We start from the raw sequence: 19,852 nt of genomic DNA on the forward strand, positions 1-19,852 counted from the left end.
ATTTTTAAACAATATGCGAAAGGATTGAAAAAGGCACAGTCTATTCACTAGGAATATTCTGTGCCCTACAAAATTGTGCAATAAAATGAGTTACTACTGCTATCTATTATTTAATTAGAAGACTCTTTCTGCATGCAGAGCAAGTTTTTCTAATGATGATTTATCCACATCTGCATGTAGTGAGTTACCATGTGAATCCATTGTTACAACTGCTGTAAATTTTTCTACATTTAAGTGCCACATAGCTTCAGGAATACCGAATTCCATTAAATCAACACCATCAACGCCTTTAATACAGTCCGCATAGTATTGTGCTGCTCCACCAATTGCATTCAAGTAAACGCCACCATGCTCATTAAGCGCTTTTAATGTTTTTGGTCCCATTCCACCTTTACCAATAACAGCACGGATACCGAATTTTTTCATGATATCGCCTTGATAAGGCTCCTCACGAATTGAAGTAGTTGGGCCAGCAGCTTTCACTGTCCAATTGCCTTCTTCATCCTTAGCCATTACAGGTCCGCAGTGATAAATAACTTGTCCATTTAAATCAACTGGTGCATCGTGGCTCATTAAATGATGGTGGATTGCGTCACGGCCAGTATACATACGACCAGTAATAGAAACGACATCTCCAACTTTTAATGAACGAATTTGTTCTTCAGTAATTGGCGCAGTAAGTTCTACTACATCTGTAGTTGTATCTTCTGTTGTAGCAGCTACTTCATTCTCTTTGAAGGTAATTTTTTCACCTTCTTGATAGTGCCAATTCAAAATTTCGCCAGTTTGAGGATCGATGTCCACAGCCATACGTCGGTAAGCCCAACAATTATATGCTACTGATACATAGAAAGAGGCAGGTATACGATGCATTACGCCAATTTTACAGCCTAATAATGTTGCTTCACCACCAAAGCCCATTGTACCGATACCAAATGTGTTAGCCGTTTTAACAACATACTCTTCTAACTTAGCAAGATCTGCATTTGGATTTGTATCTTCAACATGGCGGAATAATTGCTCTTTTGCTAAATCATAGCCCGAAGAACGGTCTCCACCAATACCTACACCAATGAAACCAGCAGAACACCCTTGACCTTGTGCTTGGTATACAGAGTGTAAAATACATTTACGAATACCATCTAAGTCACGCCCTGCACGACCAAGACCTTCTAGTTCACATGGTAGACTGTATTGAATGTTTTTATTTTCACAGCCGCCACCTTTGAGAATTAACTTTATTGTAATGTAATCTTTTTCCCATTGCTCAAATTTCATTACTGGCAAACCATCACCAAGATTATTACCACTGTTTGCACCAGATAATGAATCCACCGCATTAGGACGTAATTTAGCATCTGCAGTTGTATCGTTGATTGCTTTTTTGATTGCAGCTTTAATTTCTAATTGGTTTACGCCAACAGGAGTATAAATTTTGAAAGTTGGTAGCCCTGTATCCTGACAAATTGGTGACACGTTATCTTCTGCCATAATAATATTATTTGCAATTGTGTCTAAGCTCATTGCTGCACGAGTACCAGCATTCTCAGCTTCTTTTGCTTTTTTAATAGCACGACGTACATCCTTAGGTAAATTCGTAGATGTTTCAGTAATTAAATCGTAAAGACTCTTCTCCAAATTTTGTAGATTCATTGGTATTGCCCCCCATAGAAAAATTGATTATTTCCACGTTACATTATACTCTTTTCAACTAATGAAAAAAAGAGTCCTTATCTGAGACCGCTAAATTAAAACATATTTTAATAATATAGAAGGAGAGTATTGATTTTATAGAACGTTTGTTCTAAAATAGAATAAATCCAATATTAGGAGGAACTTGCATGACTGCTAAAACTTTACTTGAATTACCCGAAGCATTCGAGCAATATAGACCATTAATAGAAGGGACAATGAAGCCTGTTGTATTGGTTAATACGGAAATAAGTAAAACAACTTTATTTCAAAGTAAGTTTGCAGGAGATCCTTATTTCCCATTGGGAATGGACTATCCAAAAAACATGAAGGGACAACCGTTAAAGCTATTAGCTCAAATTAACTTTGCAGAGGTTCCTATGCATTTACCCAATTTCCCAGAAGAGGGAATATTGCAGTTTTATATTGATGGTTATGACGATGTTTTAGGAATGGATTTTGATAATGGACAAAATCAAGAAGGCTTTCGTGTAATATTTCATGAACAAGTTATGCAAGATGAAGCACAGCTTATTCAAGACTTTTCTTTTATAGAAATAGATGATGAGGAATTATATTTTCCTGTCGAGCGTGAAATGGCATTATCCTTTATTACAGGCGTTGAGCCGATGTCGATTGATGATTTTAGAAGCAATGAAAAGTATGCTAGCATCTTAACAGCTTTGGAGGATGACGAAGCATTAGAAGACAGCTTCTATGATGCTATGACTGGTGATGGTCATAAAATTGGAGGGTATCCATTCTTTACGCAAGAGGATCCTCGAGCATATGGTGATTATAAAGATTCAATCATTTTGCTGTTACAGATTGATAGTGTCGGCGACAATATTCTTTGGGGCGATTGTGGCGTTGGCAATTTCTTTATCACAGAGGAAGAGTTAATGAATAAAGATTTTAGCAAGGTACTTTATAATTGGGATTGCCATTAAAAAACAAGCGAGCACACGATGCTCGCTTGTTTTTTATTCATTATTGTTCACGAGCATGAAATTGCTCCATTTTGTCCTCTAAATCATCCATCATTTGGATTAAGCGATCAATATCTTCTAACTCAGCTGTTTCAGGATCAAGGGCATCTAATACTTCTAAAAACATCTCCAGACGCTCTTTTAAATAGGTTACTTGTTGCTCTTTATCAGTGATTGGCTTTGACATTCGTACACCTCATTTCATCCCTTTCATCGTAGCCGATTTGAGCTTAAATTTCAATGTTTAGGGAAACACCTAGGACTAAGAGATTAATTTTAAAAAACAATAAACAGAATATTTACAATATTGAGGATGTATGTTAAAGTTGTTTTAAGATAAAGTAAAGGAGCTGATTGGAAAAAGTCATCTGCAACGCTAACTCGAAAAGGAGGGAGTTTAAACAAGTAATCGGTAATATTCAAAAGCCGAAAATCGTGTTTATACAATTAAATGAGGATAAGTATTAGTTAAGCCTTAGCGTAAAATCACATGTGGTGAGCGCTAAGGCTTTTTGGTATGCTGTTCTTTGGAAGAATGACTAGATAGTGGAGGGAAAAATGACGTACTTCTCAGATTACAGCAAAAAAAGATTTACCATTTTAGTAGTAATTGTATCCATATCAGGCTTTTCACAAGGGATGCTATTACCGCTTATTTCGATAATATTTGAACGTGATGGGGTATCCTCTGCATTGAATGGCTTGAATGCAACAGGCTTATACATAGGAACATTACTGATTTCACCATTTATCGAGCAGCCCTTACGCAGGTGGGGCTATAAACCGATTATTTTAATTGGTGGAGCACTAGTTTTTGCGTCTTTACTTGTATTTCCTCTATGGAAAAGTGTGACCTTTTGGTTTGTCCTTCGTTTATTAATTGGCGTAGGTGATCATGCCTTGCATTATGCCACACAAACATGGATTACTAGTACTGCAGATCATAAAAGCTTAGGGAAGGGGATGGCCATTTATGGCTTATCATTTAGCATAGGTTTTGCTGTTGGGCCACTTATGGTGAAGCTCATTGAAATTGCTGAAGCGCTACCGTTTATCGTATCTTCAATAATGTGCCTCTTTGCATGGTCCTTTGTATTTCTCTTACAAAATGAAAAGCCTGAGCGTTTAACAGGTGATTTAAATGCCAGAGGATGGCAACGGTATAAAATGGCTATTGTATTTGGGTGGATTGCCTTTTTAGGTCCATTTGTTTATGGTTTTCTGGAGTCTTCACTAAATGCCTTGTTTCCTGTCTATGCACTACGCAAGGGCTTTGAAGTCGGCATGATTCCTATCATTTTATCTGTGTTTACATTTGGTGGTATTTTAACGCAAGTACCGCTTGGTGCACTAGGAGATAAAGTAGGGAGAAGGAATATTTTGATGATTGGGTCATTTGGTGGCGCAATTATTTTTGCGATTGCAAGCTTTTTAGAGCATTCACAATTCGCTGTGGCTGTCGCATTTTTCTTAACGGGTACGCTGGTTGGCTCGATGTTTTCTTTAGGGATTACATTTATGGCTGATTTGACACCAAAGGAGCTACTGCCTACGGGGAATTTACTTTGCGGAATTGCTTTAAGTATTGGTAGCTTAACAGGTCCATTTTTAGGTGGAGTTTATTTAGAATATGTAAAAAATTATAGCTTCCTTTTACTTGTGGCTATGCTTTTGCTAGCCGTTGCAATCGTTTTATTTATATTTGGACGCCGCAAGCATCAACAACCAAGGATGGCAAAATAAAAAGAGCGGGGCTCATCTCCCGCTCAAAAAACAAAAAACGCCCAGCAAATCCGTGCTGTTATGGCGTTTTTTGCGTAACAAGGATGTTCCGTCCAAGTTACATAGGTTTGGCACCTAGAAAATTATTATACAGACATGTTCTAATGAAAGCAATAAAAAAGAAAATGGGTATTTTTGGACATTATCCATCTTTCTATTTATAATAAAAGAACACTTGCTTAAAAAGGAGGTTTTTATCATGACAGAAATGAAAAAACTATCTATCCACCGTGCTTTAACAGAATTAAAAATGCTGACTCTGCGAATTGAAGCAGCAACAAATGAGGTTAGTGCAGTCGTAGCTAATCGAAAAAGCAATCGTAAAATTAATGGTGTAGACATTCCTGAATATGAAAAACAAATGCAAGCATCCTATGATAAAGTGCTAGGTTTAATTTCCTATCGAAATAAAATAAAAGCACTAGTTGTGCAGTCCAATGCAAACACAAAGGTGTTGGTGGGCAAAGAGGAAATGACTGTAGCGGAGGCAATTGAACGGAAACAATCCATTCAATACGAAAAGAATTTGCTAGAAGTTATACAGCATCAGCATCGTTCAGCTATCAATACGATTGCCAAAGAAAATGATGCATTACCTGCAAAGCTGGAAACCTATTTAATTAACATATTGGGCAATAAAGATAAACAATCACCAGAGGAAGTCAAATTACATACCGAAACATTTATGAAAAGAAATGAGTTTGAAATCATTGATCCCCTAAATGTTAAACAACAAATTGAGAAATTGAGCAATCGGATTGAAGAATTTGAATCAGAGGTGGACGCTGTCTTATCAGAGTCGAATGCCACAACCTTTATTGAAGTACAAGTTTAAAAAGATTTGCATGTCCTAGCGAAAATGGAAAACGAAAAGTCGCTCGCGCTTCAAGGCATGTGTGCGAGTTAAAACGTAAAACATGCCTTACTCCAATGGTAATTTTCAACTAAACTGATTTGAAAGTTCAAAGGTAAAAGGTGAAAGTACAAATCTTACGTTTGAAAGTTCTTTGAATAAAAGCTGAAAATTTAACATTTAATAATCATTTAAATCCTGGGTTATTGGTTAAGGTATCGACTTTTCTGGACCATCCATCATCCACCAGGCAGCTTGTGCTGTGCATTAGAAAAAGGACGTCTCCTAGGGAAACGTCCTTTTCATACTATTTGTTTTTTAAAACAAGTTTTGCAACGCATTCCACCTGCGCCGTTTGTGCGAACATATCGACAGGCTGAATATACTCAACAAGATAAAGCTTAGATAATTGTTGTAAGTCCTTTGCCAAAGTGGATGGGTTACAGGAGGTATAAACAAAACGTTTAGGTTTTAGTTTAAGGACTGTTCGAATAAATTCAGGTGCTAGTCCTGTACGTGGTGGATCTACCGTAATCACATCAGGAGTAAATCCTTCCTTGCGCCATTTCGCTAGGACACTTTCCGCTGTACCGACCGCATATTTCGTATGCTTGAAGCCGTGATTTCGAGCATTTTTACGAGCATCCTGAATGCTTTCAGGAATGACATCCATTCCACGAACTTCCTTCGCTTTATCCGCTAACCATAATCCAATTGTGCCAACGCCACAGTATGCATCAACCACCGTTTCTTTTCCCGTTAAAGCAGCAGCCTTTTTAATTTCATTATAAAGATGAACTGTTTGCTTTGGATTTAGTTGGAAGAAGGCGCGGGCAGATAAATCAAAGGCCAATTCGCCAAGCTCTTCATGAATGGTTTCTTTGCCATCAAGTACAACAGTTTCATCACCGAAGATTAATGATGTTTTTTCACGGTTAATATTTTGTGCAATGGATACAATACTCGGATCAATTTTTTTAATACGTGTAATCAATTCAGCTAAATGAGGGATTTCTTTCCTTGTTGTGACAAGAACGACTTGTGTCTCCCCGGTACGAATACCTGTACGTACAACAATCGTACGCACTAAACCATCTAGCGTACGACCATCGTAAATAGTGATATTTAGCTTTTGCAAAATTTTTCGAGTGGCAACGGTGATTTTGGAAGTAATTGGGTGCTGAACAAGGCAATCATTAATGTTTAACAGCTTATTACTTCCTTCAGCAAATAAACCTGCGTAAACACGCTTGCCTTCTTTACGTACTTGGAATTGGCTTTTATTACGATAATGCCAAGGATCATCCATGCCAAGTGTTTTTCTCACTTCAATTGTTTCGAGTAAAGGTTTGGCATAACGCTCTAATGCTTGTATAACAATGTCTCGCTTTTCTATTAGCTGTTTTTCATAGGTCATATGCTGAAGCTGGCAGCCCCCGCACTCATTGTACACTGGGCAAGGTGCTTCCTGACGATGTTTTGAAGCTTTACGAATGGCTAAAATCTCTGCTTCAGCAAAATTACGTTGTGTTTTTGTTACTTGAGCTGTGATCTCTTCACCAGGAATGGCTCCTTTTACAAATATCACATTACGTTTATAAAAACCTACACCTTCACCATTTATGCCTAGCCTTTTTATTGTTAGTGGGAATTTTTGTCCCACGGTCATTGTTGTTTGCTGCGTCAAACGTTCCACGTCCCTGCTCTATATTGTCATCTCCCCATTATAGCGAAGGAGCAGGCGATTGCAAAGCAACAGGGAAATCTTCATATTCTAATACTAAATCGTCAAGCGATAAGAACGTATAACCTTGCTTTTTAGCTTCTGCAATAAACATTGGTAATGCTTCGGCATTATCCTGTGCTACGGTATGCATTAAAATAACGGCACCAGGATGCAGTTGTTCCATAAGTGCATTATAAGCATAATCTGCACCACGACGCTCATCCTTCATCCAATCCTTAAAGGCCACAGACCAGAAAATATGACGATAACCTTCTGCATTACCCACCTCTAGCACTTTTGCATTAAAAATTCCTTCAGGTGGACGAGCATATGTTGTACGATCGATGCCTGTCAATTCACGTAACTTGCCATCGAACTTTTGCCATTCTGCACGCATGCCATCTGGTGAAAGTCGAGCCATATTTGGGTGACCATATGAGTGATTCCCGATAGTATGACCATCCTTCACCATGCGTTTCACTAAGTCGCTTGCACTGTCTAAGTAATGGCCTGTTAAAAAGAAAGTAGCAGGTACATTTTCTTTTTTCAATGTATCCAAAATACTTTCAGTAAAGCCGTTTTCATAGCCATTATCAAATGTTAAATAGGCAATTTTTTTATCTGCCTTCCCTTTATAAATCGCACCATATTTGTCAAGTAACTGATCGAGCTGTGCTCCTGCCTCTGCCTGCTCACCGTTTTTAGCACGTTTAAAGCCCCAATGGTGTTCATCAGAACCAGCAGCAAAAAATGGATTAAAGCTAATTCCTGCGGCAATAATAAAAGTAGCAATTACCGCACCAACAATATGTTGTTTCCACATAAAAACGCATCCTTTCTTTTTCATTAGAATGCGTAATTACTAAAAAAATTATCCAACTTAATTTTTTCTAATTTTGAGCCTTTAACAAATTTTCAAGTGCTTGCTTTAAATAAGGGTATTTAAATATAAAATGTTGTTGTTCTAATAGGGTTGGTAGCACTTGTTGTCCTTCTAAAACAAGTGTGCTTTGTTCGCCGAGAGCTAAACGCATCGCAAAGCTAGGAACAGGCAGCCAATGACGTCTGCCCATGACTTCGGCAATCGTTTGACCAAATTCCTTCATTCTCATAGGATGCGGGGCTGTTATATTAAATGGTCCATGAATATTTTCATTTGTAATAGCGAAATAAATAGCACGTGCTACATCTTCAATATGTACCCACGAAAGCCATTGCTCTCCAGAGCCAATCGTTCCACCTATATGCATTTGATAGGGCAATAGCATTGGTGGAAGTGCGCCACTATTTCTACCTAAAATGACACCAAAGCGTGCAAGAGCCACACGAATACCTAATGCTTCTGCTCGTTTCGCATGTCGCTCCCAATCGTGGACTGTAGTGCCTAAAAAATCAGTTGCGTAATCCGTAAAATCTTCATCATAGATGGCTTGTGTGGAAGTTGGGTATATACCAACTGCACTAGCATTGACAAGGACTTTTGGTTTTATCGTGAGCATGTCCATTATACGTATAATCTCTAATGTGGCATTCATTCTGCTCCAATAGATAGCTTTCTTTTGCTTTTTTGTCCAACGACCATTATTTAATGAAACACCTGCTAAATTCACAAAGGCATCTACACCTTCAAAGATTTCCAAAGCTTGCTCCTGCTGATGTAGCCATTGAACATAGTGAACGCCATTTTCTAGCTTTGACTCATGACGCGTTAAGACAAAAATGTCGTGTCCGTTGTGCTGCAATAGCTGTATAAGAGCATTTCCAACAAAGCCAGTGCCACCTGCAATCACTATTTTCATAACAAGCACCTCTTTTCTCGAATAAAACGCTTACTTTTAAGTTTATCATGTAACCAAAAAGTAAACATCTTTAGGCATTAATTGCAGAGAGGGAAATTAACCGTGCTAATTGTCAGATCCACCATAAAGAAATGCTATAATGATAATAGTGAGGTGTTTGCTATGCGTATGATTACAAAAATTGCACGTCAAAAAAACAATCCTGAACGCTATAATATCTATTTAAATGAAGAGTATGCTTTTCCGGTTGATGAAGCCATTCTCATTCAATTTGGTTTAACAAAGGGAAAGGTGCTCGATGAATTCGAAATTCAAGAGATTGCCTATGAAGATGAGATACGTAAGGCATTTAATAAGGGGTTAAACTTCCTTTCATATCAAATGCGAAGTGAGCATGAGGTTAAGAAAAAACTGCTCAACTTAGAATTTGGAGAAGCTGTAGTGTTAGAGGCAATCCAAAAGTTAAAATCCTATGGCTTTATTAATGATGAAAACTATTCAAAGGCTCTGCTTGATACAAAGAAAGCTACTATGAAAAAAGGACCAAGAGCCATTAGACAAGACATGATCAAAAAAGGCATTGAGAAAAACTTGCAGGATGAGGTGCTTGCTACATATAGTTTTGAGGAACAAGTAAAACTGGCGAAGCAACTGGCAGAGAAAATTGTTCGAGCGGAGAGCAAGAAGACCCCAACACAGATTAAGACCAAAATTCAGGATTACTTATTAAGAAAAGGGTATGCTTTCTCGATTGTAGAAGAGGTGCTTAGCCAAGTTGAGATAGGGCAGGATGATGACAACTGGCAGCAGCTACTTGATGCTCAAGGCGAAAAAGTTTGGAAAAAGTACGTATCGAAGTATACTGGTTATGAGCTAAAAATGAAGGTTAAACAGGCGCTCTATCAAAAGGGTTTTCCTATAGAAGTAATAGATCGTTTTATAGAAGAGAAGGAGAATGAAGAATGAGTGAAAAAAATTATGCAGCTATGTCTGAACATGAATTGCGAGAGGAAATTGCTTTTCTAAAAGAGAAAGCTCGAAAGGCAGAACAGCTAGGGATCATCAATGAGTTTGCTGTTTATGAACGCAAAGCTTTAATGGCTGCGGCTTATTTAGTGGATCTTGATACAATCGTTCCAGGAGAAATGTATCGTATTGATGGTTCAGATAATGAGTTTTTCCAAGTAGATTATTTGAAGGGACGCTTTGCTTGGGGTCATCGTTTAGGCGGAGACAAGTACCAAGAGGCACTACCAGTATCTATCCTTTCACCAGTAAAGGTGGGCAAATAAATGGATGAAAAAATTGAGAAACTAACACAAGAGTTACTTGCAAAGAATCCTCAGATGTCTGTTGGACGGGCACAGGTTTGGGTGGAGTTGTTATGGAGTGACTTTGAATCAACTGCCGCGAAAGCAGGGTATGATTATCGTGGGGCAGAGTATACAGAAAATCTTGTTCGTCAATTAATTGCTAGCTATGGTGATAAACTACATGCTTTTGCAGGGCGCAATCCGAAGTATATACATTTACTAGATGCTAGTGATGATATGGTACAATAATAAAAACCCTGACCAATATTGGTCAGGGTTTACTGCTTAATTACTCGCACCAATTTGTAGTTTTTTCTGTAGCTTATCTTCTGTAAAGATCCAGCCTGTGTAAGACGTAATAATGTCATTCGCATCATTTAAATGTGCTACGGCAACGAAAGGATAGCGATTGTCACTACGGTAACGCAAGTCGATTAACCTTACTTCTATTAGGCCGTTTTCAAGCTCGGAAATCTCCCATCGATACATAGGAGAGAAAGACACAAATGCAGCTAAGTTAGGATCTTTCATTGCAGCATCTACAAGCGCAGTTTTAGGCAAAGGCTTAATTTCGAATTTATCGTAAATATTAACAGTCCTTCCATAAGCACGGCCAACATAATAATGAGTTTTGGACTTTGCTGCGATTCGCCAGTGGAAGAAGCGCATAGTAGGTGCTACAATGACATATTCTTCATCTTGAATAGTATGATGCACCGCGTTTTTTACTGCTTTTTGCACAGCAAATCGTAAAATATAGTAAATCACGATAACCACGTACATGATACTGAATGTCCATACTGGATTTGTGCCAAATGCCCATAACACAATACCTACACAATGTAAGGTAAAAATGATGGGATCGAAGGTATTAATGACACCTAACGCAACCCATTTTCGAGAGAAAGGTCGAATTGCTTGTGTACCATACGCGTTAAAAATATCGACAAAAACATGAAGTGCAACAGCTAAAAATGTCCAAAGCCATAAATGTAACACATTCACATCTTGCAAAATCAGTGATAAAACAATTGTAATTAAAATAGGCCATATAGCTACAGCTGGTAGTGAGTGTGTAATTCCTCGATGATGTCTGATATAGATGGCGTTATTACGTAGTTTTAACACAGTGTCGACATCTGGAGCTTGTGAGCCAATAATTGTACCTGCCATTACTGCTGTAAAAGTCATTGAATGATTGGCTACTACAGGGTCAGCTAATGCAAGACCGCCAAGGGCAATACCCATAACGAAATGTGTACCTGAATCCAAAAATATCCACTCCTAGTATGCATTAAAATCGAGTACAATGTGCATACAACTTTATTTCGAACATAATAAAAGGTATATTGAAATATTCTGACACTCGTGCGAAAGCGACGATTATTGTCGATCTTCCACGAATATTCTTTTCTTCATTGTATACCCTTTTCATCATAAATTAAATCGTAAAAACAACGGAGGTCACTGTGAATTACCCATATGTAACAGAATTTCGACAATCATTAGTTGACTGGTTTAACACAGAGAAGCGTGATTTACCGTGGAGACACACAACAGATCCTTATAAAATTTGGGTATCTGAAGTGATGCTACAACAGACACGTGTCGACACAGTTATTCCTTATTACAATCGCTTTATGGAAAGTTTTCCAACATTAGATTTGCTTGCAGAAGCACCCCAAGAATACTTATTAAAGCATTGGGAAGGTCTTGGCTATTATTCTCGTGCTCGCAATTTACAAGCAGGTGCTCGTGAGGTTATAGAAAATTACGGTGGTATAGTACCTGACAATCGCCATGAAATATCTAAATTAAAAGGTGTTGGTCCCTATACTGCAGGTGCTATTTTAAGTATTGCCTATAATAAGCCTGAACATGCAGTTGACGGTAATGTTATGCGGGTTCTAAGTAGAGTGCTTGATATACATGAAGATATAGCTATTCCCAAAACGAAGAAAATTTTCGAAAGTGCGGTTGAGGAACTAATTGATCCTGATCATGCTTCATCGTTTAACCAGGGCTTAATGGAGCTAGGTGCACTTATTTGTACACCTACCTCTCCAAAATGTTTATTATGCCCAGTCAGAGAGTATTGCACAGCTTTTAATGAGGGAGAACCAGAAAAATTACCTGTCAAATCAAAAAAGATAAAAATGAAGCATCTCACATATGATGTTCTCGTATATGAAAATGACAAAGGACAATTTTTAATGCAACAACGTCCTGAGCAAGGCCTGCTAGCTAATCTATGGCAATTTCCAATGATTGATACAAGCCAATCTTCGGTAGAAAACTTTACAATGGAATATAAAGTAATTGTCCAAGCCAAACATGAATTACTTACATTTAAACATGTTTTTTCACATTTAACTTGGCATTTAAATAGCTATTATATAAAATGCGAATCGACTGAGCTAGGTGATTGGCTAAATCGTGAGCAAATAGAACTTTTACCGATGCCTGTGCCTATGCTAAAAATTTGGGATGAAGTAAAAAAGCAAACGGCAGGAAAATAAAACCTTCTTAAAATCATTGATACATGAGCATAAAAGTCATCACCTCCGTACACAATAACTAGCGTGGAGGTGAATGAATGATGAAAAAACAAAACAACCAAAATTTCCAACCGAATAAAAACATGCAACGTCAAAGTGAAGAGTTTGGTTATGAAACGGACGTAAACGAAGTGCAAAAGCAAAATGCGAAAGCAGAGCAAAAGAAAGCTCCAGCTTCTGGCCGTTTCTCAAAAACTAACCAAGATTTAGGTGAGTAACACTTTGTAACTGCATAATTGCATTTACCTCTAAGGGGCTGTCTTAAATCCGAAAAGATGAAAAAGACAGCCCCTTTCAAATTGTTTAGGTAAGTAAATCGTCAGCTTAAAAGGAAATTCTCTATGGCATTAACTAAAAAATCCCATCAAAGCTGACATTATAATAAAATTCGCTTATAATTGACTAAATTTTATACAAATTCAAAATAGCGTAGTGAAATTTGTGGTTTTCTAACTACACCTTTCGCGTACACATTGCTATAATATACTAGAGACTGCTAGATTTAGGTAGCATAGACGAAAAGGTGGGCTAACAAAATGGCATTACCGGTAGAAGGAGAAACGATACAAATACATAGTTATAAGCACAATGGCCGTATCCACCGTGTTTGGCAAGAAACGATGGTTTTAAAAGGAACGAAAAATATCGTAATCGGTGCGAATGAACGGACACTTGTGACAGAATCCGATGGTCGTACATGGCTAACGAGAGAGCCCTCTATTTGCTACTTCCATGCGGAACACTGGTTTAACATCATCTGTATGCTACGTGAAGACGGTGTGTATTATTATTGCAATCTAAGCTCACCATTTGTTTTCGATAATAATGCCATTAAATATATCGACTATGATTTAGATATTAAAGTTTTTCCTGACATGTCTTATACCCTTTTAGACGAGGATGAATATGAGCTCCATCGTAAGGAAATGTCTTATCCTGATGTCATAGATAAGATTTTAAAGCGCAATGTCGATAAATTAATAAGCTGGATTCAACAAAAAAGAGGACCATTTGCACCCGATTTCATCGATGTCTGGACAAATCGTTACAAGTTCCAGCTTGATATGCAGTCAGATGATCAATCATGACACCTATTAGTTTAACTAATAGGTGTTTTTTTATTGGAGGGGACAGAGTGTTGTTAAGGTAAAGGTAAAATAGTTCGCTATAAAGTCATCATAACTGTATTTTAATCAAAATATTGCTATAATACTTAGGGCATTCATCTTCGAATGTCTGTTTCTTTTTGTAAGGATGTGATGATAAATTGGGAAGCATTAAGCGATATATGCGCTTTGTTAAACCATATACATGGGAAATTATTTTAACGATTATCATTGGTATAGTAAAATTTGCTATTCCACTATTTATTCCACTGCTCATTAAGATTGTGCTAGACGATATTATTGCAGCAGATGACTTAACAGATGTAGAAAAAACAAAAGAACTATTTTATTGGCTAGGTGGAACTATTATTGTGTTCTTTATTATCCGTCCACCTATTGAGTATTATCGACAATATTTTGCACAACACGTAAGCAACAAGGTACTATTTGATATTCGTAAGGAAATTTATGCACATTTACAGCGTTTAAGCTTAAGGTATTATGCCAATACACGGGCAGGGGATGTTATTTCAAGGGTAATTAATGACGTTGAACAAACAAAAACCTTTGTCATGACGGGGTTAATGAATGTTTGGTTAGATTTGGCGACGATTGTAATTGCGATTGCCATTATGCTAACCATGGATGTGAAGCTAACACTAGTAGCGTTGGTCGCATTTCCATTTTATGCTTTCAGTGTGAAATACTTTTTTGGCAAATTGAGAGATTTGACACGGAAACGTTCTCAAGCACTTGCAGGTGTACAAAGCTATTTACATGAACGTGTAGCTGGTATGAGCATTATTAAAAGCTTTACTTTAGAAAAGCATGAGCAAAAATTGTTCGATTCAGCAAACGGTGAGTTTTTAGAAAAAGCGCTTGATCAAACAAAGTGGAACGCAAAATCATTTGCTGTCGTGAATACCATTACAGATGTAGCGCCATTACTAGTTATAGCCTATGCGGGCTATCAAGTAATAAATGGGTCACTTTCAGTTGGAACAATGGTTGCTTTTATTGCTTATATTGAACGTTTATATGGCCCACTTCGTCGACTTGTTAGCTCGTCCACAACTTTAACACAGTCAATCGCTTCAATGGATCGAATGTTCGATTTAATAGATGAGCCTTATGAAGTCAATGATAAGGACTATGCTGGTGAACTACCACATGCAAATGGGCAGGTTCGCTTTCACAATGTATCCTTCCAATATGAAGAAACTGGCTCACCTATTATAGATGCTATCGATTTAACGATAAATCCTGGGGAGACTGTTGCCTTTGTAGGGATGAGTGGTGGTGGTAAGTCAACGATTATCAGTTTAATTCCTCGCTTTTATGATACAACAAGCGGGAAAGTGACCATTGATGGAAAAGATGTACGGGATGTTACTTTACATTCCTTACGATCTCAAATTGGTATTGTCTTGCAAGACAATATACTTTTTAGTGACTCTGTCAAAGAGAATATATTAATGGGGAAACCAGATGCAACAGATGCACAGGTCATCGAAGCAGCCAAAGCGGCAAATGCCCATGACTTTATTATGAGTCTGCCTAATGGTTATGACACAAAGGTTGGGGAAAGAGGAGTAAAGCTCTCTGGCGGACAAAAACAACGAGTTGCCATTGCGCGTGTGTTTTTAAAAAATCCACCAATTTTAATCCTGGACGAGGCTACTTCTGCATTAGATCTAGAAAGTGAAGCACTGATTCAAGAATCATTAGACAAGCTTGCCCATGAACGAACAACTATTATTATTGCGCACCGTCTTTCTACAATTACCCATGCTGACAAGATATTCGTCATCGATCATGGTCAATTAATTGAAAGTGGAACACATGAACAGTTAATGGACAGTCAAGGGACATATTATAATTTATTCCAAGTACAGCACTTAGATTAAAATTTTCCGAAAATTAAACGGTTTAAGAAATTTTTTCAAAAAAAGTCTTTCATTTATTCGAAAATGGAAGGCTATTTTTTTTTGAAAAAAGTAAAAAATTATCTCTTTATAAGATTTTATTATTATGGAAGGCGATTATTGTAGAAATTCTATGTAATTTGCAGAATATTAATGATTGAAAGAGTAAGGGTTTTTAGTTAGAATTATCTGAAAATAAGGAATTTAACGAAAGTTATAGTATTCTATTAATATTATTATACATTTAAGTAAAATATAGGTAGGGTGGGGCGTTACACATGAGGAAAAAACTACTAGAAATAAAAGGTTTGAAAACAACCTTTTTCACAGATAATGGGCAAATTCCTGCTGTAGACGATATCGATTTTTCTGTCCATGAAGGGGAAATTTTAGGGATTGTAGGAGAATCGGGAAGTGGTAAAAGTGTTACGTCGCTGTCCATCATGGGATTAATTCCATCACCACCAGGTAAGATAACGGGTGGAGAAATTTTGCTAGATGGCAAAAATATTGCTAAATGTACGGACAAACAAATGCAAAAAATACGTGGAAAAGACATTGCAATGATTTTCCAAGAGCCGATGACTTCGCTAAACCCCTTGTTCACGATTGGTGACCAGTTAAAGGAAGCTATATTAATCCATAATCCAAAATGGTCAAAAAAGGAAGCGTTTGCAAGAGCGGTTGAAATTATGAAATTGGTAGGTCTACCACGTGCTGAGGATTTGCTAAAGGACTACCCACATCAGCTGTCTGGCGGTATGCGTCAACGTGTGATGATTGCTATGGCACTTGTCTGTGACCCTCAAGTATTGATTGCGGATGAGCCTACAACTGCATTGGATGTTACAATACAAGCCCAAATTTTACAGCTTATGAAAGACTTAAATAAACGATTGAATACAGCTGTGTTGTTAATTACACATGATCTGGGGGTTGTCGCGGAAACCTGTGAGCGAGTGATTGTTATGTATGCAGGACAAATAGTGGAAGAGGCGCCGATTCATGAAATTTTCACTAATCCTAAACATCCCTATACACAAGGACTCATTCAATCAGTACCTGACATGCGTTATAAAAAGGAAAATTTATACTCCATTCCTGGAAGTGTACCGAAACCAGGAAGTATTCAAGTAGGCTGTCGTTTTGCAGCACGATGTCAATATGCAATGGAACGTTGTTTACAGGAAACACCACCTTTATTTGAAGCAGCAGAGAATCATAAATCGAGATGTTTTTTACTAGAAAAACAGGAGGTGGAGCAACGTGTCGAAAGCGTTATTAAAGGTTGAGGGGTTAAAAAAATATTTTCCGATTCGAAAAGGAGTCCTTAATTCACATGCCGGGGATGTAAAGGCTGTAGATGATGTTTCCTTTGAAGTATTTGAAGGAGAAACATTAGGAATTGTTGGCGAATCAGGCTGTGGTAAATCCACAACGGGTCGATTATTAATGCGTTTACTAGAGCCAACTGGAGGCAGGATAGAATTCGCAGGCAAAATGATTTCAGAATTATCCAACAATGAAATGAGGAAGGCACGTAGAGATATTCAAATGATTTTTCAGGATCCCTATGCCTCACTAAATCCTCGCCATAACATCGGCAAAATTTTAGAGGAGCCTCTTATTGTTCATGGGATAGGTAATGCCAAAGAGCGAAAACAAAAAGTGTTGGAGCTACTTGAGATTGTTGGATTGAATGAATATCATATCAAACGCTATCCGCATCAATTTAGTGGAGGGCAAAGGCAACGTATTGGCATTGCTAGAGCCCTGATGACCAATCCACGCTTAATTATTGCGGACGAGCCCGTATCTGCACTTGATGTATCCATCCAGGCACAGGTTTTGAATTTATTGCAAAAGCTGCAAAAGGATTTAAGGCTAACTTATATTTTTATTTCCCATGATTTAGGGGTTGTGCGTCATATTAGTAATCGAGTTGGCGTTATGTATTTAGGTAAATTAGTTGAGCTGACAGCGAGTGAGGATTTATATGCTGAACCGCTTCATCCATATACACAAGCACTTTTATCTTCGGTTCCTGTTCCAGATCCTACGTTTGAACGGGAACAGATCATCATTTCTGGAGATATTCCAAGTGCCTCAAACCCGCCAAGCGGTTGTACTTTCCATACGAGATGTCCGTTTAAAATGGATCAGTGCTCACAGGTAGTACCTAAAATGCAAGAAGTGAAACCAGGTCATTATGTTGCTTGCCATCTTTACGAGGCACTCCAACATTAAATGATATAAAAACTCATAGGGGGAAATTCGATGAAGAAAAAGAAGTTTTGGACTTTAGGTGTAATGCTACTCCTTATTCTCTCGACAATCTTAGCAGCATGTGGCGGCTCAGATACTAAGGATACGGGTAGTAAAGATACTTCAACTGGTGGCGATACAGCTAGCAGTGGAGAACCAAAAATTTTAGTGTATGGTCGTGGTGGAGATTCTGTAGCACTTGACCCTGCTGTTGTTACAGACGGTGAATCCTTCACGGTGACAGCTAATATTTATGAAACACTTGTAAACTTTGGAGAGCGAGATGTAACAATTCAACCAGGCTTAGCTAAATCATGGGAGGCATCAGAGGATGGTTTAACGTATACTTTCCAGCTACAAGAAGGTGTGAAATTCCATGATGGCACAGATTTCAATGCTGAGGCTGTTGTTAAAAATATTGAACGTTGGAAAACAGGTGCAGATAAACACCCTTACTTTAGCTCGCAATTTGTCGTTGGTGATAAGCAAGTAATTGAATCAGTAACTGCAGAGGGAGACTACACAGTTGTCTTTAAGTTAAGTCAACCTCAAGCACCATTCCTGAAAAATTTAGCAATGTCTCCATTTGCGATTGCTTCTCCAACAGCATTTGAAGCAGATGAAGAAAGTTTATCTGCAAATCCTGTAGGAACAGGTCCATTCAAATTTGTTAGCTGGGTACGTAATGATTCAATCACAATTGAGAAAAACCCGGATTACTATATTGATGGCTATCCTAAATTAGATAAAGTAATTTATCGTTCTATTCCAGAAAACTCAGCACGTTTAAATGATTTATTAGCAGGCAATATTGATGTAGCTGATGGCTTAAGCCCATCTGATAAAGCAACAATCGAAGGTGATGCTAATTTACAGTTAATCGAACGTCCATCTATGAACGTTGGTTACCTTGGTTTAACTGTTACACGTCCTCCTTTTGATAATGTAAAAGTGCGTCAAGCAGTCAACTATGCAATTGATAAACAAGCATTAGTAGATGCATTTTATGAAGGGCTAGCTGAGCCAGCGAAAAACCCAATGCCACCAGTAATTTCTGGTTATAACGATGAAGTGACAGGCTATACGTATGATCCAGAAAAAGCGAAAGCATTACTTGCTGAAGCAGGCTACGATGGCAAGGAAATTGAGCTATGGGCAATGCCAGTACCACGTCCATACATGCCAGACGGACAAAAAGTGGCTGAAGCGATTCAAAAGAACTTAGAAGACGTGGGTATTAAATCTAAAATTGTGTCATTTGAATGGGCTACGTATTTAGAAAAAGCTCAAAACGGTGAAGCGGATGCATTCCTACTTGGCTGGACAGGCGATAATGGGGATGCGGATAACTTCCTATACACGTTATTAGACGGCGATAATATTGGTTCTAATAACTACACGTTCTATGATAATCCAGAATTACACAAGATATTAACAGCTGCTCAAACTGAGATTGATGAAGACAAGCGTAATGAACTTTATAAGCAAGCTCAAGTAATTATTTCTGAGGATGCTCCATGGGTTCCACTTGCTCACTCTATTCCAATTTTAGCTGCTAACAAGAAAGTTACAAATTACATTGCGCATCCTACTGGTTCTGACCGTTTAGATGCAGTAGATATTCAATAGTAAATTTCATCATTTTTAATTGAACAAAGGAATGTGAAGAATCTGCTTGCTTTTCTGCGGGTAAGCCGTGGAAATCTCGCAGATTCTTTTCAAGTAAAGATAATGATTATTTCCTGTATGAAAGAATTCAACTAAACATTCAAAACCGTTTAGTGAAGGCTCAACCTTTCAACAGTATATAAAGACTTCACAGTAGATTATGAAAATCATAGAGA

General features: G+C 37.8%; 19 protein-coding genes. 13 read left to right on the forward strand and 6 right to left on the reverse strand.

What is annotated here, in order from left to right:
• Positions 1-114 precede the first annotated feature (114 nt).
• The gene (locus ACHZEU_RS17070; RefSeq protein ID WP_048394791.1) at positions 115-1,653 is read right to left on the reverse strand and encodes a fumarate hydratase; all 1,539 of its coding nucleotides are present in this window, start codon (positions 1,651-1,653) and stop codon (positions 115-117) included.
• Between the two features lie 188 nt (positions 1,654-1,841).
• On the opposite strand from ACHZEU_RS17070, the gene ACHZEU_RS17075 reads away from it, so the two are divergent.
• On the forward strand, positions 1,842-2,642 hold the full coding sequence (locus ACHZEU_RS17075; RefSeq protein WP_054549016.1) for a YwqG family protein: 801 nt from the start codon (positions 1,842-1,844) through the stop codon (positions 2,640-2,642).
• A 40-nt stretch (positions 2,643-2,682) separates the two neighbouring features.
• On the opposite strand, the gene ACHZEU_RS17080 is transcribed toward ACHZEU_RS17075, so the two are convergent.
• A complete protein-coding gene (locus tag ACHZEU_RS17080) occupies positions 2,683-2,868 on the reverse strand; it encodes an SE1561 family protein (protein ID WP_016995373.1) in 186 nt (61 codons plus the stop codon).
• Between the two features lie 371 nt (positions 2,869-3,239).
• Between ACHZEU_RS17080 and ACHZEU_RS17085 the strand changes: the two genes are divergently transcribed.
• Both ACHZEU_RS17085 and ACHZEU_RS17090 read left to right on the forward strand, forming a co-directional pair.
• Positions 3,240-4,424 carry an MFS transporter gene (locus tag ACHZEU_RS17085; RefSeq protein ID WP_279496212.1) on the forward strand — a complete coding sequence of 395 codons (1,185 nt, stop codon included), beginning with the start codon at positions 3,240-3,242 and terminating at the stop codon, positions 4,422-4,424.
• A gap of 238 nt (positions 4,425-4,662) precedes the next feature.
• Positions 4,663-5,298: a hypothetical protein gene (locus tag ACHZEU_RS17090; protein WP_048394785.1), complete on the forward strand. Its 636-nt coding sequence runs from the start codon at positions 4,663-4,665 to the stop codon at positions 5,296-5,298.
• Between the two features lie 325 nt (positions 5,299-5,623).
• Here ACHZEU_RS17090 and rlmD read toward each other — a convergent pair whose 3' ends face one another.
• The 3 genes from rlmD to ACHZEU_RS17105 all read right to left on the reverse strand — a co-directional run bounded on the left by rlmD (position 5,624) and on the right by ACHZEU_RS17105 (position 8,841).
• On the reverse strand, positions 5,624-7,003 hold the full coding sequence (rlmD, locus tag ACHZEU_RS17095; RefSeq protein WP_279496211.1) for a 23S rRNA (uracil(1939)-C(5))-methyltransferase RlmD: 1,380 nt from the start codon (positions 7,001-7,003) through the stop codon (positions 5,624-5,626).
• A gap of 37 nt (positions 7,004-7,040) precedes the next feature.
• The gene (locus tag ACHZEU_RS17100; RefSeq protein WP_009371550.1) at positions 7,041-7,865 is read right to left on the reverse strand and encodes a polysaccharide deacetylase family protein; all 825 of its coding nucleotides are present in this window, start codon (positions 7,863-7,865) and stop codon (positions 7,041-7,043) included.
• A gap of 67 nt (positions 7,866-7,932) precedes the next feature.
• Entirely contained in the window at positions 7,933-8,841 is a 909-nt protein-coding gene (locus tag ACHZEU_RS17105) for a TIGR01777 family oxidoreductase (protein ID WP_103118836.1), read from the reverse strand.
• 162 nt (positions 8,842-9,003) lie between these two features.
• On the opposite strand from ACHZEU_RS17105, the gene recX reads away from it, so the two are divergent.
• The 3 genes from recX to ACHZEU_RS17120 are packed head-to-tail and all read left to right on the forward strand — an operon-like array spanning position 9,004 to position 10,403.
• Positions 9,004-9,807, forward strand: coding sequence for a recombination regulator RecX (gene recX / locus ACHZEU_RS17110; RefSeq protein WP_036219262.1), 804 nt, complete (start codon positions 9,004-9,006; stop codon positions 9,805-9,807).
• Positions 9,804-10,133 carry a YfhH family protein gene (locus tag ACHZEU_RS17115; protein ID WP_036076977.1) on the forward strand — a complete coding sequence of 110 codons (330 nt, stop codon included), beginning with the start codon at positions 9,804-9,806 and terminating at the stop codon, positions 10,131-10,133. The genes recX and ACHZEU_RS17115 overlap by 4 nt, the downstream gene beginning before the upstream one ends.
• On the forward strand, positions 10,134-10,403 hold the full coding sequence (locus ACHZEU_RS17120) for a YfhJ family protein (RefSeq protein ID WP_048394780.1): 270 nt from the start codon (positions 10,134-10,136) through the stop codon (positions 10,401-10,403).
• 36 nt (positions 10,404-10,439) lie between these two features.
• On the opposite strand, the gene ACHZEU_RS17125 is transcribed toward ACHZEU_RS17120, so the two are convergent.
• On the reverse strand, positions 10,440-11,426 hold the full coding sequence (locus tag ACHZEU_RS17125) for a metal-dependent hydrolase (protein ID WP_054549020.1): 987 nt from the start codon (positions 11,424-11,426) through the stop codon (positions 10,440-10,442).
• A gap of 197 nt (positions 11,427-11,623) precedes the next feature.
• Between ACHZEU_RS17125 and mutY the strand changes: the two genes are divergently transcribed.
• The 7 genes from mutY to ACHZEU_RS17160 all read left to right on the forward strand — a co-directional run bounded on the left by mutY (position 11,624) and on the right by ACHZEU_RS17160 (position 19,637).
• Positions 11,624-12,673, forward strand: coding sequence for an A/G-specific adenine glycosylase (mutY, locus tag ACHZEU_RS17130; RefSeq protein ID WP_048394777.1), 1,050 nt, complete (start codon positions 11,624-11,626; stop codon positions 12,671-12,673).
• 77 nt (positions 12,674-12,750) lie between these two features.
• Entirely contained in the window at positions 12,751-12,930 is a 180-nt protein-coding gene (locus tag ACHZEU_RS17135) for a gamma-type small acid-soluble spore protein (protein WP_004230485.1), read from the forward strand.
• A 318-nt stretch (positions 12,931-13,248) separates the two neighbouring features.
• On the forward strand, positions 13,249-13,800 hold the full coding sequence (locus tag ACHZEU_RS17140) for a DUF402 domain-containing protein (protein WP_004230486.1): 552 nt from the start codon (positions 13,249-13,251) through the stop codon (positions 13,798-13,800).
• A gap of 179 nt (positions 13,801-13,979) precedes the next feature.
• Positions 13,980-15,725, forward strand: coding sequence for an ABC transporter ATP-binding protein (locus ACHZEU_RS17145; RefSeq protein ID WP_305193654.1), 1,746 nt, complete (start codon positions 13,980-13,982; stop codon positions 15,723-15,725).
• Positions 15,726-16,021: 296 nt separating this feature from the next.
• Positions 16,022-17,035 (forward strand): ABC transporter ATP-binding protein, encoded by a 1,014-nt coding sequence (locus ACHZEU_RS17150; protein ID WP_103118833.1) that lies wholly within the window; start codon positions 16,022-16,024, stop codon positions 17,033-17,035.
• Positions 17,010-17,990 carry an ABC transporter ATP-binding protein gene (locus ACHZEU_RS17155; RefSeq protein ID WP_259951033.1) on the forward strand — a complete coding sequence of 327 codons (981 nt, stop codon included), beginning with the start codon at positions 17,010-17,012 and terminating at the stop codon, positions 17,988-17,990. The genes ACHZEU_RS17150 and ACHZEU_RS17155 overlap by 26 nt, the downstream gene beginning before the upstream one ends.
• A 30-nt stretch (positions 17,991-18,020) precedes the next feature.
• On the forward strand, positions 18,021-19,637 hold the full coding sequence (locus tag ACHZEU_RS17160; protein ID WP_054549023.1) for an ABC transporter substrate-binding protein: 1,617 nt from the start codon (positions 18,021-18,023) through the stop codon (positions 19,635-19,637).
• Positions 19,638-19,852 lie beyond the last annotated feature (215 nt).

Source organism: Lysinibacillus sp. S1 (assembly GCF_044986265.1).
Taxonomy (GTDB): Bacteria; Bacillota; Bacilli; order Bacillales_A; family Planococcaceae; genus Lysinibacillus; species Lysinibacillus capsici.